Raw genomic sequence first — 14,831 nt, 5'->3', positions numbered from 1 at the left:
GTCGACGCAGAGCGTCTAAAGCGGCATTCCCACGCAGAGCACTCGCCGTTATACACAAGTATCGGTAAACTTGCTAAACAGAGTTCGTCGTATACCTGGAAACGGTGCTGTTTGATAAATCTGCGGATATTGAACATCAGTGGCTTCGAAATCGCGACGAAGGCGTCGCTCCCACAAGGGGGCGGATGCTCTGTGGGAGCGATCCCCAGATCGCGATTTCGAAGTCGGGAACGTTGGGCGACAAAAAATGGTATTGAAGCCTCATTAGCTAAGATTGCAAAACAGTAATTCTTGACTTATGTATAACGATGAGCGCAGAGCATGGGAACGAGCGTTTTGTGGGGATACATCCAGGGACTGGAGACTTTTTCGAATCGATATTCCCTCAAGCATCATTATCGTCAGTCTGTTAGAATCCTTCCATTTACGGGCGGCGATTCATGCGTAAATGGATATTTTACGCGTTTTGCCGATATTTTTCGGATACGGCAACCAAGCGATTGCATTTAGGTTTTAATAATAAACTTCGTGTTGCCGATTAAATGGCGGACTGATCATGTGTTTTAGTGCGAATATGTCTTTGGGTCTGGGCGTGGTAGGCCTGGCTGCTTCTAGCGTGACTTTTTTAGATAAGAGCGAAACTCTGCCGGCGAGATTGGCCAGAGCCTACGCAATATTGCATTTTTCACTGATGGAATTCATTCAATATTTTGCCTACCCGGTTGCCGATCAATGCGGTTACGGCACAAATCTTTTCCTCAGCGAATTATCGACTTATCACATCAGCCTGCAGGCATTTGCGATTATGCCGGCATTGGCAAGTTATTCCTCCGATAAAGAAGCACTCAAAAAAGCGTTCTACTTTAGCGCGACCTTGAGTTCGTTATTCCTCATCTTTAATTTCCTGCCTAAGGAGTGGCAATTATTCGGAATCGAGCCGAACTTTATCGGTAACAAAGTGGCTTGTCTTTATAGCGGGATTTATCACATAGGTTATGCAATACCGAGTGCTTTCGGTTTGCTCGTAACCCATGGATCATTGTTCGCCTTGGCGTTGAGCGGGTATATTTGGCCCGACAATTGGAAGATGGCTTCCTACCACTGCGTCATGGCCTTGATGACCTTGCTGATGCCGCAATGGCTATTCGGCGTGTCGACTGGCGAGGCGGCGGCGATTTATTGCCTGTTCTCGATACCAATAACAATCAGCTTCATGCCGCATTTCAAACAATTTTTTACGGTGATTCCGGAGCGTTTGCAACGGGCTTAAGGATATGCGCAAAATAACTTCTACAAGTAGTAGGCTTTGCGGCTGTCCTCGATAGACATATCCCGGGAGTGATTATAAAAATTGCTTGGAGAAATTGGCAATCGCAAGGGCGATGAGTGCAATCATCATCCATTTGAGAAGATTCAGATCGGCTTTGATGGGCGCAAGCTTAACCTGTTAATCTTTTTAGTTACCAGTTCGGATTCGTCAATTGCCGCGCGTATTGCTTCGGTCAATCCCTCTGCTTGCTTTTGATCAAAGCCCGCCTCTTGCAATTTGCGAACAAACTTATGCTTATCAAATACAATCATTGCCATTAGCAAGCCCCTATGCAAATTAAAGCTGTAGGCAATATGCCAATTTATTAAAAAAGCAAAGCTTAGGATAGGGCTAAAACTAAGAAGACAGACAAGAAACCTGTCCGCTCTGACAGTTCCGCCTTGATAGGCACGATAAAGCGATGCGGCAACGCCGGATTGCCCAAAGTATTCTCGTTCTCGACAAAAGCGACTTCCACTTGTACCAGGTCGCCGTAATCATTTCGGATGGCGTAGGTCGGGCGCCTTGTCGGTATAGTGCCAAATGCCTTTTTCGTCTTTGTCAATGGCCAACAGAATTGAGCCAGTTTTGGCCATTAAAATTGAGCCACTTTTCCAGGGTTACGATGCTTGATTTAGCTTTGATTTGAGTCGATAACTTTCCCCTCCGAGCATAAAAATATGTGAATGATGGATGATGCGGTCGACGATGGGCACGGCGACGTTGTCATCGATAAAAACTCGCCCCAGTGGTAAATTCCTTGTTGGTGGTCAGGATCACCGAGCGGTATTCGTATAGCGCGTTGATGAACTGAAACAGGTTGTGCATGCCTTGTTTGTTCATCGGCAGGTAGCCCAACTCGTCGATGATGAGCACATCGAATTTGAGCAGTTGGTTGATTTTCTTTTTTAACTCGCCTTTGAGTTCGACCAGTTCCAAGGTCTCCATAAAGCCCAGTGCAGTATACTGCGTGAACATGTTCAAACTGGAAATTTCAGTCATTCACCCAAGAAGTTGTTTTACCAAAGCGTTATGGCTAGTATATCCGCTATTACTTACTGTTTTTTATGGAGCCATTAAGATGGCACTCGCCCAAGAAGATTTAATACAAATACAAAAACTCATCGATCAAAGTATTGCGGCGCGTCCGGAAGTAGTTAATGCGAATGTGCGTTATGAGCTTGAGCTTCGTGAGCGTATCGTTCGTGTCGAGGAGGAGCTTAAACATCAGCGAGAGTTGATGATGCAAGGCTTTGAGATGACTCAAAAGCGTTTCGAGCAAGTCGATAAACGTTTTGAAGAAATGCGTTCCGATATGAATAATCGTTTTGAACAAGTCGATAAGCGTTTTGAGCAAGTTGATAAACGTTTTGAACAAGTCGATAAGCGTTTTGAGGAAGTCGATAAGCGTTTTGAACAAATGGACAAGCATTTAACCGCTATTACCCGACGCATGGATCGGTTTATGTTTTGGTCGTTAGGTTTAACCGTTTCCGCCGTTATTGCTATCGTAAAATTGACTTAGGATTTCGTGATAAATAACGTCCTGGAACTATGGGCTTTGTTTAGGGTTCGGTAACTCGCTTGGCAGGATGCCGTGAATACTTCCGTGTAGGCTTGACGGCGGAATCTGATTGCCATGGATGGCATGAATGCAGATTTTGCATTACGCCATGGATGGCGTGTATTAGAGCACCAACAGTAGGCGCTTTAGGCGATGCAGGGCAGAAAAATGCTCCTGCATTTTCTGCATTCGTTACATCCTTGTAACTCAGCAATTGCCGAGGAGCAAAAATCTGCAAACGCCATGGATGGCGTGAATGCAGATTTTGCAGGAGCAAAAATCTGCCCTGCCGCCGACACCTGCCAATCGAGCAACCGAACCTTCCCTAAAATAGGGGGGTTATTTGCGACCAAATCCTAAGATAGATAATGTACCAAGCCCAGAAGTAAATCCGTGAGATATTCGCTCGGAGTCTATGCGGCTGATGAATCGGATGGCTCTGTGCGAGGGGCTTTCTGCAGTTTTCTCATTTGGCTAGGCGTCTCTCCGTTAATAATAATTAGTACCGGAACGAATAAAAGCAGTATAACGGCCGTCGTATAAAAGCCTTTGTTTATTATTCCCGCTAGCCAAAAACAGCCGAGGCTTCCCCAGACCATGCGCATTGGTCCGGGTAGTTTGATTTCGGGCATGCTACCCTCCGAGTTTATATCATCAATTCAACCAGTGTGTTGTGATAGATATCGGTCAGAGTGTCCAAATCTTTAAGGTCGACGTTTTCGTTGATTTTGTGAATCGTGGCGTTGATCGGTCCGAGTTCGACGACTTGTGCGCCGGTGGGGGCGACGAAACGTCCGTCCGAGGTTCCTCCGCCGGTATCGTCGACCGGTTCGAAACCGGTGACCGAATAGATCCCGGCGTGTACCGCATTGATCAATTCGCCTTTGTCGGTCAAAAAAGGTTTTCCCGACAATCGCCATTCCAAATCATATTTTAAATCGTATTTATCCAGAATGGCTTGTGTGCGCCTTTTGATACTGTCTTCGTTTGATTCAGTGCTGAATCTCAGGTTGAACTGAACCTCGATACTGCCTGGAATGATGTTTTCGGCGCCGGTGCCGGCGTTGAAGTTCGAGACTTGTAAGCTGGTCGGTGGAAAGAATGCATTGCCCCTATCCCAGATTTCCTCGGTTAGTTCTTTGAGTGCCGGGGCGAAACGATGAATCGGGTTCTCGGCGATTTCTGGGTAGGCGACATGGCCTTGTATGCCGTGTACGGTCAGTTTCGCGCACAGCGAGCCGCGCCGACCGACTCGAATGACGTCGCCAAGCTTTTTGTCGCTCGACGGTTCGCCGACCAGGCACCAGTCGATTTTTTCGTTGCGTTGTTCCAGGGTTTCAATGACCTTGACGACGCCGTTCGTCGCGGGGCCTTCTTCGTCGCTGGTTAGCATGATCGCGATTGAGCCTCGGTGATCCGGGTGTTTTTCGATGAAGCGTTCGACTGCAGTGACGAAACAGGCGATGCCGCTTTTCATGTCTGCCGCGCCCCTTCCGTAGAGTTTACCGTCCTTTATCGTCGGCTCGAACGGCGGCGAATGCCAGCGTTCGATCGGGCCGGTCGGCACGACGTCGGTGTGACCGAGAAAAACGAACAGCGGTTTGTCTTCGCCGCGTTTCAGAAAAATATTCCGGGTATCTTCGAAATCGAGATATTCGGCGCGGAAGCCCGTTTTCTCGAGGCGTTCGGCAAGCAGTTCCATGCATCCGGCGTCGTCGGGCGTGACCGATGGGCGGCTGATCAAGTCTTTAAGTAATTCCAATGGATCGTTCATGATTTATGTACGGCAGGTTTTGTAGCGTATTTCGTTGTTATTGAATGAGGCGTTTTCGCTAATTTTCAAATTCTTTGCTCGGAAGGAAAGTATTCAGCCCCTCTCTTTGAAAAAGAGGGGCTAGGGGGAGACTGTCGAAAAAAAAGCGATTTTAGCTAATTTCTATGTTCCCGCTTTACTCCCTTTATACTCAAAAATTAGCTATACCTTTCGCACTTCAAATTTCGGCAGTGTCTTAGGAGGCGCCGGGGTGCTCGGCAAAGGCTTTGCCAGCATGGAGCTGGCATAGAGCCTACATGGACGTATTCACGGCGTCCTTTGACGGGCACCCCGGTGCCGAATTTTGATCTCCGATAGGTATAACTTTATGAAGGTATGGGGTGTGGCTAGCGAGGATGTCGGCAGCAGGGATCGCTGCCGTCAAGCCCCCATGGATGGGTTTACCCAGCACCTAAATTCCATAGTCCATTGGCTATGGTTAACTATCTGAGATAATTTAGGTGCTGGGTGAACGGCGGTCCTCGATAGACACATCCCATACCTTTTATTCTTAGATGGTTTTTCAATCAAAAGGGAGTATTAAACTTGGATTATTGTTAGTCATCATGAATTATAAAGCGCTAGGGTGCGCATCGCGCACCTGGGTCGGGACTTGCGTCTGGTTCGGTACCGTGGAAAGGTGCGCGATGCGCACCCTACAGTACCCTATGCAGGACGGGGTTTGTAACCCCGTCCTAAGCGTTTCGACCGTGTTCAAAGCAAACCAAAACGTTCGAGGCGGCTTGAAAAGGAGTTAGAGGTCAAATTCGGCTTGATATTGTTCAGCCTTAAAGCCGACGACCAGTTGGCCCCCGTTGTCTAGCACGGGGCGTTTGATCAGTGTCGGCGTTTCGAGCATCAATTTTAAAGCCTTGTCTTCGTCCAGGTCGGATTTTTGTGCCGCATCAAGTTGCCGCCAACTGGTGCTGCGCTGGTTGAGCAATGTTTGCCAGTCGCTTCGAGCCAAAAAGTTTTTCAGCAATTCGGTCGTCAAGCCGTCTTCCCGATAATCGTGAAAGCGGTAATCAATGCCGTTTTGGTCGAGCCACTTTCGGGCTTTCTTGATCGTGTCGCAGTTTTTGATTCCGTAAAGTGTAGGCATAGGTCGGGTTTATAATTCGCTATATAACAGCTCATCTAGGCTAGGCAGGGTTTTATCCGCTTTAAGGCGGTTTTTATACAGCTCGATAAACTCCATCAAGGCTTGCTCGAGATCGGCGAGCGTTTCTTCTTCGTATTCTTTTTCGTCTACCGGCAGTTCCGGCGAATCGAGATAATCTTTTTGTATGGCAATTTCGCTGTTGATCGAAAGCATTGCGTAGATAACGGCATCGTTGGATAAATTTTCAGTCATGGTCGAGGTGTGGTTGGTTAAGAGTTAAAATTTTGTAGGGTACACATCGCGTACCTTGTTCGGATAGCGGAAAAAATCAGCGTTAGGCAAAATACTTGATTATGTCGGCATTGACGACTTGATAATAAATGTCTTCAACCGAAACGGATACGTCTAGCGAAGCAAAGAAGACGTCATCGCCTAGGTAGTAATAAGTCGACTGCCAGTGATCTTTTCTTCTGAAAACCTCGATTTCGCAACGTTCTTGTTCGATGATCGCATATTCTTCCAAACTAGGAATATTCTGATAAATTAAACGTTTAGAAGTTTTATCAAATTTCCGGGTGCTTTCGGATAAAACCTCGACAATCAAAATCGGTGCGCTTTTGTAGTATTCATGTTCGTTGTCTTCTTCGCAAACGACCATGACATCCGGGTAAAAAAAATCGCCGCCGGCTTTGACTTTCATATCCGACATGAAGGTTTTACAAGGCGAGCCTTTTAGACGGCTTTTCACTTCGGAAAAAATGTTGCCCGACACTAGATTGTGGTTTTCATTCGCGCCGGCCATCGCATAGACTTCTCCATTGATCAATTCATGTCTAGTCTCGGCTTCTTGTTCGCCTTGGAGATACTCTTCCTCGCTTATAAAATGTTCGGCTCGTTTTAAGCTCATCAGTGATTTACCGTTTTAATCGCAGTCATTCAAGAAGCGGGTATTTTCTTGGGGCGGATTTTTGGTTCCCACGGTCCTGATGCTATGAAAGTATTCAAAATAACGAAATAACTATGAAGGGCATGAAGTCACATGATGAATTAGGCTGTAGATCTTATAGTCTTTTTCTTCATTACCTTCATGTTCTCCATGGTAAATAATTTTTTATCACCTAGCAGGACGGGGTTTGCAACCCCGTCCTAAACGTTTTGACTTTGGCCGAAGTTAGCCGAAATGTTTAGGGCAAACCGAAACGTTGGGGACGAGTTAAATAACCCGTCCCGCAGAAGAATTAGGCTGTAGATCTTATAGTCTTTTTCTTCATTACCTTCATGTTCTTCATGGTAAATAATTTTTTTATCTTTTGTCCGCCAATACTTCGCAGCCTTTGTGGCGTGGGAACGGGGTAATGCGTATCAGGCAAAATGCGAATCAATCGCGCAGCAATTCGTTGATACCGGTTTTGCTACGAGTTTTTTCGTCGACTTGCTTGATGATCACCGCGCAGTATAGGCTGTATTTGCCGTCCGAGGAAGGTAAGTTGCCCGGTACCACGACCGATCCTGCAGGTACGCGGCCGTAAGTGATCTCGCCGGTCATACGGTTATAGATCTTGGTGCTTTGGCCGATGTAAACGCCCATCGAAATGACCGAGCCTTCTTCGACGACCACGCCTTCAACGATTTCCGAGCGTGCGCCGATGAAACAGTTGTCTTCGATAATGGTCGGTCCCGCTTGCAAAGGTTCAAGCACGCCGCCGATGCCGACGCCGCCTGATAAATGTACGTTTTTACCGATTTGCGCGCACGATCCGACCGTGACCCAGGTATCGACCATCGTGCCGCTGTCGACATAAGCGCCGATGTTGACGTAAGAGGGCATCAATACCGCTCCGGGCGCGACGTAGGAGCCGTGGCGAGCATTCGCGTTCGGTACGACGCGTACGCCGGCTTTGGCGAAATCGTCCGGCGTATAAGACGCGAATTTGGTTTCGACCTTGTCGTAATAACGGTTGACGCCGCCGTCCATGACGCGGTTCTCATTGACGCGAAACGACAATAACACCGCCTTTTTGAGCCATTGGTTAACGACCCATTCGCCGTCGATTTTTTCGGCGACACGGGCCTTGCCGCTGTCGAGTAGATTGATCGCTTCTTTTATCGTCTCGCGCAATTCGGGATAAACATTGACCGGCGTGATGTCGGCACGGTTTTCAAAGGCGGTATTAATAATATTTTCTAGTTCTGACATGATTTTCCGTTGTTTATAGCGTGTGAATGAAATTTCTAATGCGTTTTGCGGCATCGATGCATTCTTCGATCGGCGCCACTAAGGCTATCCTGACGTGATTCCGGCCGGGATCGGATTCGTTGAACGGTCTGGATAAATAACTGCCCGGCAAGACTGTTACATTTTCGGATGCAAACAGCTGTTGTGCAAATTGAATTTCCGATACCGGAGTTTTTAACCAGATATAGAAACTTGCCGGAGGGATGGTAACGGCAGTCGCTTCGGATAATATGTCTTTGAATGCACTAAATTTTTCCCGGTATAACTGACGGTTGTCGACGACATGCGCTTCATCGCGCCAGGCTGCTATGCTGGCATGTTGCGTCGGTACCGGCATCGCGCAGCCATGGTAGGTGCGGTATTGAAAATAACGCTGCAGAATTTCCGCGTCTCCGGCAACGAAGCCTGATCGCAAACCCGGCGCATTCGAGCGCTTCGATAGACTATGAAAGATCACGCAACGCTTAAACTCTGTGTTGCCGGTCGCAACAGCCGCCTCCAAAAGTCCGGTTGGCGGGTTATTTTCGTCGGCATAAATTTCGCTGTAGCATTCATCCGACGCAATCACGAAGTCGTAGCGTTCGGCCAATTCGATCAAATGTTCCAGCTGTGCTTGAGGGATGACCGCACCGGTCGGATTGCCCGGCGAGCAAATATACAACAACTGGCAACGTCGCCAAACCGATTCGGGAACAGTGTTGAAGTCGGGTAGGTAAGCGTTTTCCTCGGTCGTATTCAGGAAATAGGGCTGTGCACCGGCTAGTAAAGCCGCGCCTTCGTAAATTTGGTAAAACGGATTCGGCATCAAGATCAACGGTTTTTCGCTCGGTTCGACGAGGCATTGCGCGAACGAAAACAAGGCTTCGCGGGTTCCGTTGACCGGTAGTACTTGTGTTTCGGGATCGAGTAAATCGACCGGTATTTTAAAACGCATCGCGATCCATTCGGCCATCGATTGCCGGAGTTCCGGCAATCCGCGCGTCGATGGATAAGCCGATAGACCATGCATGTGCGTGATGAGCGCTTCTTGAATGATGTGCGGCGTAATGTGTTTGGGTTCGCCTATCGACAGCGCGATGTGGGCTTTATCGGCAGGCGGAACGATGCCTTGTTTGAGCCGAGCTAGCTTTTCGAACGGGTAAGGCTGTAGATGCTTTAAATTTGGATTCATTATTTACTGCAGCGAGGTTGTTTGCCTTGAGCGACTGCTTGTTTTTGAATTTCCAATGCTCTTGGCATGGCATTTTGCAATTCTTGAATTCGAGTGGCATGTGCGGGGTGTGTAGACATAAATTCCGGCGGTTGTTGACCGTCGCCGGCTCGCGCCATCTTTTGCCACAGTATAACGCTTTGGCGGGGGTCGAAACCGGCCTTGGCCATCAAGTCGAGGCCGATTTTATCGGCTTCGTTTTCATGCAGTCGGCTGTAGGGCAACAGCACACCGTACTGGGCACCGACACCGAGCAGTCCGAGAGCCGTTTGACCCATCGCGGTTTGCGGAGAGCTGACGGCTTGAATCAAGGCCATACCGGAGCTGACGGCCATTTGTTGCGAGACGCGTTCGTTGCTGTGTCTTGCCAATACATGGCCGATTTCATGACCGATGATAGATGCCAATTGGTCTTGATTGTCGACGAAGTTGACCATGCCTGAATGTACACCAATTTTATTACCGGGCAAGGCGAAGGCGTTCAAGCTGTTGTCTTCGAATACAACGACTTCCCAATTGCCGCCAACCTCCCGGATGACCGCATTGGATACGCATGTAACAAATTGAGTGTGCCTCTGATTGCTGCTAATCGGGGTTTCTTTTTTTAAGCTGTCGAAAGCCTGAAGCCCCATTTGATTGAGTTGGGTATCGGGCATGAATGCGAATTGCGTTCTGCCTGTCGGGCTGGTGGCGCAAGCGTTCAATAATAGGGTGACGCTAAGTGCCAGTGAGATTTTATTAAACATAATGCGGTACCCTTTGCCGAATTGAAGACGTTAGGTTGATCAGGAATACTTATGCGATTATCTACCCATCGCAGATCAAAATTCGGCACCGGGGGCCCGTCAAAGGACGCCGTGAACCCAGCACCTAAATTAGCCATAATATTAAACATAGCCAAGGGGCTATGGAATTTAGGTGCTGGGTGAATACGTCCATGTAGGTTCTATGCCAGCAACCATGCTGGCAAAGCCTTTGCCAGGCACCTCTGTGCCTCCTTAGACACTGCCGAAAATTGAAGGGCGATGGGTTTATACTGTGAGACCGCCGTAATCTGCAATGAGTATTCGTAATTTCGATCGATATTTTAACGTAACTCGATAATGAAGGTTCGAAAAAGTATTCAAGAAGATTTTAACCCGACAATGGTGAGGTTATGTCGTGCTTTCTAAAGTTGATTGATTTGTCGGGCTCTGGATCTAATGGCTGTCTATACAGGATGAATGAAAAATTCTAAGCGGGAAATGCCGGGTGAAACGGGACAGGGCGGTTATTTCGGGTTAAAATGCTTGCTATTACTGTAGTGTCGTATCGCGTTAATCGTTTAATCGGCATGGCTAAATCTAAATCAATTAAAGATATAAAGAGGAAAAGCGCGTGACTGAAATTACCGAAGTGCCCAGTCCTTTTTGCGGTATTGGAACCGATGATCTGACAATTAGTGTCGACGGTTTGTCGTTGAAGGTTCTAAGCAACGGCTGCGCGGTCAATACCCCTGCATTTGAACAAGTCATTACCGACTTTAAGCCCAGAGTCGCCGGGAAGCAAGTCGCTCTTGAGCATGCTGTGGCTAAAGCCGTTGAAATATTACAAGATTCCAGTCAGCCGATCATCGGGGGTTGTGCGACCGATGTCAACGGTATGCGCGCGTTGCTGGCGTTGGCCGACCGTTGCGGCGGCGTGGTCGATCAGATGAACTTCAATGTATCGAGAAGTAATTATTTGGCGATGCAAGATTCCGGATGGATGACGACAACGCTGGCCGAGGTCAAGAATCGTTGCGATTTACTGTTGGTGGTCGGTAAGGATTTGGAAAGTTTCGTGCCGCGTTTTTTCGAACGTTATCTTTGGAACCAAGAGTCGATGTTTCTGGAGGATACTGCTAACCGAGAGGTGATTTATTTGGGCAAGGCGCCTTCCGGCACTGCTCAGATTTCGCCAAACGGTAAACAAGCGCAAGTATTGACTTGTGCCGATACCGATTTGCCAGAGGTTGTTGCGGTATTGAGGGCCTTAGTCAAGAGACATAAAATCGTTGTCGATTCGGTAGGAGGTATTAAGGTTTCCGATTTGCAGACCGTGGCCGAGCGTTTGCAAGCTGCGAAATACGGCGTCGTGACTTGGGCAGCGTCAGCGTTGGCTTTCGATCAAGCAGAACTTACTGTCCAATCGGTTTGCGAGCTGATCAAGGATATCAACGATCAGGGAAGCCGTTGTTCCGGTTTGCCGTTGAGCGGCAAGGAAGGCGATCTGACAGCCAGTCAGGTTGCGGGATGGATTTCCGGTTATCCGGCACGGATTAACTATGCTAAAGGCTACCCCGAATACGATCCTTATTTGTACGATAGTAGAGCAATGCTCGAGAACGGTGAGGGCGATGCTTTGCTGTGGGTGCAAGCATTCAATAGCAAAGCAATACCGCCTGTTACCGATGTGCCGACCATTGTCTTAGGCCGTTCGGGCATGGTATTCGATAAAGAACCGGATGTTTACATTCCATTGGGTACGCCGGGTATCGATCATGCCGGCCACGCTTATCGTGCCGATAGTGTTGTGGCGATACGTCTGAAAAAATTGCGCGATTCGGGCTTACCTGCTGCCGCCGAGGTATTATCGGCGATCGAGCGGGGGCTATTGATTTAATTATACCTTTCATACTTCAACTATCGGCAGTGCCTAAGGAGGCACCAGGGGGCTCGATAAAGGCTTTTCCAGCATGGATGCTGGCATGGAACCTACATGGATGTATTCACCCAGCACCTAAATTCCATAGTTCATTGGCTATGGTTAACTATCTTGGATAATTTAGGTGCTGGGTTCACGACGTCCTTTGACGGGCGCCCCGGTGCCGAGTTTTGATCTACGATGGGTATATCTCGCGCAGAGGCGCGGAGAAAATAAGAATACGAGATGTTGGTAGGGTTATGTCAGACATTTTGTTTTACGGTCGTCATTTCATATGGAACGATCTTTTTGTTTCTAACCATCAACTCTCTGCGCCTCAGCGCCTCTGCGCAAAAATGATATAATTCAACGAATAATCCGATGTCTATGTGCTTCGATGTACTGTTCATCTCTAATCATTTGGAAAAGCTATGCTGATTAAATTAACGGGTGGAACGGTTTATGACCCCGCCGGCGGAATCGACGGCCAAAAACGGGATATTTACATTCAAGACGGCCGTATTGTCGACAGGCCGGCGGCCGATCTCAAAATCGATCAAGAATATGATTTAACCGGTAAGGTCGTGATGTCCGGTGCAATCGACATGCATACGCATATCGGCGGCGGTAAGGGGAATATCGCGAGAATCCTGTTGCCGGAAGATCATCGGTCCGATCCGGTCATTCGTACCGATCTGACGCGTTCCGGAAGCGGTCATGCGATGCCGAGCACTTATGTCACAGGCTATCGTTACGCCGAAATGGGTTATACGGCCGCGTTCGAACCGGCAGTGTTGCCGGTCAATGCTCGCCAGGCGCATATGGAAATGGGCGATATTCCGATTTTGGATAAAGGGGGCTACGCGATGCTCGGTAGCGACGACTACTTGTTGCGCATGTTGACTGCAAAAAAAGATCAAAAAGCGGTTAACGATTATGTCGCGTGGATTCTACAAGCGTCAAAATGTATCGGTATTAAAGTCGTTAATGCTGGCGGCATCAGCGCGTTCAAGTTTAATCAGCGCAAGCTCGATTTGGATGAAAAAAACGCCTATTACGACGTGACGCCGCGGCAAATTCTGCAAACCTTGGCGACTGCTGTTAAAGAGCTTGGCGTTAGTCATCCTCTGCATGTCCACGGCTGCAATCTGGGCGTGCCCGGCAATGTCGACACGACGCTCGATACGATTCAAGGCGTCGGCGGTTTGCCGATGCATTTGACGCACATTCAGTTCCACAGCTACGGTACCGAAGGCGACTTCAAATTTTCATCGGGTGCCGCGCAAATCGCCGAAGCGGTCAACAAGCACAAGAACATCACGATCGATGTCGGTCAGATTCTGTTCGGCCAGACCGTCACGGCTTCCGGCGACAACATGCGCCAGCATGCGAACCACAAGCATGCGCATCCGAACAAATGGGTGTGCATGGATATCGAATGCGATGCCGGTTGCGGCGTCGTGCCGTTCAAATACAGGGACCAGAATTTCGTCAATGCCTTGCAATGGGCGATCGGTCTCGAAATTTTCTTGCTCGTGGACGATCCGTGGCGCGTATTTCTGACCACCGATCACCCGAATGGCGCGCCGTTTACGACCTATCCGCATTTGATCCGCCTGTTGATGGATAAAAGCTTCCGCAACGATATGCTCGCGACGATTCATCCGGAAGCGCAAAAAATGACGACGCTGGCATCGATCGACCGCGAATACACGCTGAACGAAATCGCGATCATGACGCGCGCGGGCGCGGCCAAGTTGATCGGCCTGAAAGATCGCGGCGGCCTGACCGCTGGAAATTGGGGCGACATTACCGTGTACACCGAAAACGCCGATCGGCAAAAAATGTTCGAAAAACCGGATTACGTGTTCAAAGACGGCGAGATGGTCGTCAAAGATGGCCAGATCGTCCATGTAAAATGGGGAACGACACATGTTGTCAAACCTGATTATGACGCGACCGTCGAAAAAGACCTCAAGTCTTATTTCGACCGCTATCTGACGATGAAAATGGGTAACTTCAAAATCAGCGACGACGAGTTTACCGAGGACGGGCGGGGAAGTTTGACGGTGCATCCATTGCAGTTGTTATGAATCTAGTTCGACGGACACAATTAAAGTAATGGTAAGTCTCGATGCCCGTTATTTCCTATTTTTTTGGTATTTATATAAGGATGTATCATGATGATCATAATCCGCCTCATTTTCATGTTGAATATCAAGGGCATCAAGCTTCAGTCGCTATTAATGGCGAACTTCTTGAAGGGCATTTGCCTAATAAGGCATTGAAATTGGTTAGAGAATGGGCCAGCGACCATCGGCAAGAATTGATGGTCGATTGGCAATTAGCCGTCGAATTAAAACCATTGCTACGAATTCCCGGGGCCGACAATGATTAAAATTGTAAAAGCTGAATATATTGAGCGTAAAGTTATCCGGTTGTGGTTTTCAGATCAATCTTTTGGAGATTATGATTTACAGGGCTTGCTGGATAAGCGGACCGAATTGCTTATTCCCTTGCAAGATGATAATTACTTCAAGCAATTTTATCTGGAATTAGGCGCTTTATGTTGGAAGAACGGACTTGAATTGAGTCCGGCTAATATTCATATAAAACTCAAACAACAAGGTAAATTGCAGTTTGATTTGAAGGCGGCTTGAGTGTGTGGAAAAGCTTTCTGGCATCATCCTAAGACCTTAGAACAGTAAGCATAGATGATTTTTTTGCTCATTCCCAAACCTTGAGACTGTGAATATATTGGCAAATACATCATAAAAATTGATTCACCATGAAGGCAGTGAAGATAAAGGTTATAAAATCAAAAATCTAATCCTTCACGTTACTTTATGGTTATATCGAAATATTTAATACTTTCAAAGGCTTGGGAATGCAAGCACCTGAAGCTAGTTTTCGGGCAATTCACAAGCAAGTTG

Annotated in this window: 17 protein-coding genes; 7 read left to right on the top strand and 10 right to left on the bottom strand. The window is 47.9% G+C overall.

Annotated features, from left to right (window positions below; translation table 11 throughout):
* Nucleotides 1-556 precede the first annotated feature (556 nt).
* Nucleotides 557-1,270 carry a DUF5765 domain-containing protein gene (locus tag ACINK7_RS14930; RefSeq protein ID WP_404356380.1) on the top strand — a complete coding sequence of 238 codons (714 nt, stop codon included), beginning with the start codon at nt 557-559 and terminating at the stop codon, nt 1,268-1,270.
* A 143-nt stretch (nt 1,271-1,413) separates the two neighbouring features.
* On the opposite strand, the gene ACINK7_RS14925 is transcribed toward ACINK7_RS14930, so the two are convergent.
* From ACINK7_RS14925 to ACINK7_RS14915, 3 genes are all read right to left on the bottom strand, one after another.
* Nucleotides 1,414-1,587, bottom strand: coding sequence for a hypothetical protein (locus ACINK7_RS14925; RefSeq protein WP_404356378.1), 174 nt, complete (start codon nt 1,585-1,587; stop codon nt 1,414-1,416).
* A 342-nt stretch (nt 1,588-1,929) separates the two neighbouring features.
* Nucleotides 1,930-2,025, bottom strand: coding sequence for an ATP-binding protein (locus tag ACINK7_RS14920; RefSeq protein ID WP_404356376.1), 96 nt, complete (start codon nt 2,023-2,025; stop codon nt 1,930-1,932).
* 10 nt (nt 2,026-2,035) lie between these two features.
* A complete protein-coding gene (locus ACINK7_RS14915; RefSeq protein WP_404356374.1) occupies nt 2,036-2,311 on the bottom strand; it encodes an ATP-binding protein in 276 nt (91 codons plus the stop codon).
* A gap of 79 nt (nt 2,312-2,390) precedes the next feature.
* On the opposite strand from ACINK7_RS14915, the gene ACINK7_RS14910 reads away from it, so the two are divergent.
* Together ACINK7_RS14910 and ACINK7_RS14905 are read left to right on the top strand one after the other, a co-directional pair.
* Complete coding sequence (locus tag ACINK7_RS14910) at nt 2,391-2,834, top strand: hypothetical protein (RefSeq protein ID WP_014147741.1); 444 nt, start codon at nt 2,391-2,393, stop codon at nt 2,832-2,834.
* A gap of 192 nt (nt 2,835-3,026) precedes the next feature.
* On the top strand, nt 3,027-3,233 hold the full coding sequence (locus ACINK7_RS14905; protein WP_404356372.1) for a hypothetical protein: 207 nt from the start codon (nt 3,027-3,029) through the stop codon (nt 3,231-3,233).
* A gap of 286 nt (nt 3,234-3,519) precedes the next feature.
* Here ACINK7_RS14905 and dapE read toward each other — a convergent pair whose 3' ends face one another.
* From dapE to ACINK7_RS14870, 7 genes are all read right to left on the bottom strand, one after another.
* A complete protein-coding gene (gene dapE / locus ACINK7_RS14900; RefSeq protein ID WP_404356370.1) occupies nt 3,520-4,647 on the bottom strand; it encodes a succinyl-diaminopimelate desuccinylase in 1,128 nt (375 codons plus the stop codon).
* A 793-nt stretch (nt 4,648-5,440) separates the two neighbouring features.
* Nucleotides 5,441-5,788 (bottom strand): ArsC family reductase, encoded by a 348-nt coding sequence (locus ACINK7_RS14895; protein ID WP_404356368.1) that lies wholly within the window; start codon nt 5,786-5,788, stop codon nt 5,441-5,443.
* Nucleotides 5,789-5,797: 9 nt separating this feature from the next.
* Nucleotides 5,798-6,040 (bottom strand): hypothetical protein, encoded by a 243-nt coding sequence (locus ACINK7_RS14890; protein WP_014147745.1) that lies wholly within the window; start codon nt 6,038-6,040, stop codon nt 5,798-5,800.
* Between the two features lie 82 nt (nt 6,041-6,122).
* On the bottom strand, nt 6,123-6,695 hold the full coding sequence (locus tag ACINK7_RS14885) for a Uma2 family endonuclease (RefSeq protein ID WP_404356366.1): 573 nt from the start codon (nt 6,693-6,695) through the stop codon (nt 6,123-6,125).
* Nucleotides 6,696-7,166: 471 nt separating this feature from the next.
* Nucleotides 7,167-7,985: a 2,3,4,5-tetrahydropyridine-2,6-dicarboxylate N-succinyltransferase gene (gene dapD / locus ACINK7_RS14880; protein WP_404356364.1), complete on the bottom strand. Its 819-nt coding sequence runs from the start codon at nt 7,983-7,985 to the stop codon at nt 7,167-7,169.
* Between the two features lie 13 nt (nt 7,986-7,998).
* The gene (gene dapC / locus ACINK7_RS14875; protein ID WP_404356362.1) at nt 7,999-9,195 is read right to left on the bottom strand and encodes a succinyldiaminopimelate transaminase; all 1,197 of its coding nucleotides are present in this window, start codon (nt 9,193-9,195) and stop codon (nt 7,999-8,001) included.
* Nucleotides 9,195-9,980, bottom strand: a complete 786-nt coding sequence (locus ACINK7_RS14870; protein WP_404356360.1) for a M48 family metallopeptidase — start codon at nt 9,978-9,980, stop codon at nt 9,195-9,197. The genes dapC and ACINK7_RS14870 overlap by 1 nt, the downstream gene beginning before the upstream one ends.
* A gap of 631 nt (nt 9,981-10,611) precedes the next feature.
* On the opposite strand from ACINK7_RS14870, the gene ACINK7_RS14865 reads away from it, so the two are divergent.
* From ACINK7_RS14865 to ACINK7_RS14850, 4 genes are all read left to right on the top strand, one after another.
* The gene (locus ACINK7_RS14865; RefSeq protein ID WP_404356358.1) at nt 10,612-11,877 is read left to right on the top strand and encodes a formylmethanofuran dehydrogenase subunit B; all 1,266 of its coding nucleotides are present in this window, start codon (nt 10,612-10,614) and stop codon (nt 11,875-11,877) included.
* Between the two features lie 452 nt (nt 11,878-12,329).
* On the top strand, nt 12,330-13,991 hold the full coding sequence (locus tag ACINK7_RS14860) for a formylmethanofuran dehydrogenase subunit A (RefSeq protein ID WP_404356356.1): 1,662 nt from the start codon (nt 12,330-12,332) through the stop codon (nt 13,989-13,991).
* A gap of 41 nt (nt 13,992-14,032) precedes the next feature.
* Nucleotides 14,033-14,296, top strand: coding sequence for a DUF4160 domain-containing protein (locus ACINK7_RS14855; RefSeq protein ID WP_404356354.1), 264 nt, complete (start codon nt 14,033-14,035; stop codon nt 14,294-14,296).
* Nucleotides 14,289-14,558, top strand: coding sequence for a hypothetical protein (locus ACINK7_RS14850; RefSeq protein ID WP_404356352.1), 270 nt, complete (start codon nt 14,289-14,291; stop codon nt 14,556-14,558). The genes ACINK7_RS14855 and ACINK7_RS14850 overlap by 8 nt, the downstream gene beginning before the upstream one ends.
* The last annotated feature ends 273 nt before the right edge of the window (nt 14,559-14,831 follow it).

The organism is Methylotuvimicrobium sp. KM1 (genome assembly GCF_044788715.1).
Lineage (GTDB): Bacteria > Pseudomonadota > Gammaproteobacteria > Methylococcales > Methylomonadaceae > Methylotuvimicrobium.
The sequence above is the reverse complement of the archived record's forward strand: the minus strand, read 5'-3'. Positions and strand labels throughout refer to the sequence as shown.

Coding starts and splice junctions, on each gene's coding strand:
- ACINK7_RS14930 (WP_404356380.1), top strand. CDS start 557: ATGTGTTTTAGTGCGAATATGTCTTTGGGTCTGGGCGTGGTAGGCCTG.
- ACINK7_RS14925 (WP_404356378.1), bottom strand. CDS start 1,587: ATGGCAATGATTGTATTTGATAAGCATAAGTTTGTTCGCAAATTGCAA.
- ACINK7_RS14915 (WP_404356374.1), bottom strand. CDS start 2,311: ATGACTGAAATTTCCAGTTTGAACATGTTCACGCAGTATACTGCACTG.
- ACINK7_RS14910 (WP_014147741.1), top strand. CDS start 2,391: ATGGCACTCGCCCAAGAAGATTTAATACAAATACAAAAACTCATCGAT.
- ACINK7_RS14905 (WP_404356372.1), top strand. CDS start 3,027: ATGCAGGGCAGAAAAATGCTCCTGCATTTTCTGCATTCGTTACATCCT.
- dapE (WP_404356370.1), bottom strand. CDS start 4,647: ATGAACGATCCATTGGAATTACTTAAAGACTTGATCAGCCGCCCATCG.
- ACINK7_RS14895 (WP_404356368.1), bottom strand. CDS start 5,788: ATGCCTACACTTTACGGAATCAAAAACTGCGACACGATCAAGAAAGCC.
- ACINK7_RS14890 (WP_014147745.1), bottom strand. CDS start 6,040: ATGACTGAAAATTTATCCAACGATGCCGTTATCTACGCAATGCTTTCG.
- ACINK7_RS14885 (WP_404356366.1), bottom strand. CDS start 6,695: ATGAGCTTAAAACGAGCCGAACATTTTATAAGCGAGGAAGAGTATCTC.
- dapD (WP_404356364.1), bottom strand. CDS start 7,985: ATGTCAGAACTAGAAAATATTATTAATACCGCCTTTGAAAACCGTGCC.
- dapC (WP_404356362.1), bottom strand. CDS start 9,195: ATGAATCCAAATTTAAAGCATCTACAGCCTTACCCGTTCGAAAAGCTA.
- ACINK7_RS14870 (WP_404356360.1), bottom strand. CDS start 9,980: ATGTTTAATAAAATCTCACTGGCACTTAGCGTCACCCTATTATTGAAC.
- ACINK7_RS14860 (WP_404356356.1), top strand. CDS start 12,330: ATGCTGATTAAATTAACGGGTGGAACGGTTTATGACCCCGCCGGCGGA.
- ACINK7_RS14855 (WP_404356354.1), top strand. CDS start 14,033: ATGCCCGTTATTTCCTATTTTTTTGGTATTTATATAAGGATGTATCAT.
- ACINK7_RS14850 (WP_404356352.1), top strand. CDS start 14,289: ATGATTAAAATTGTAAAAGCTGAATATATTGAGCGTAAAGTTATCCGG.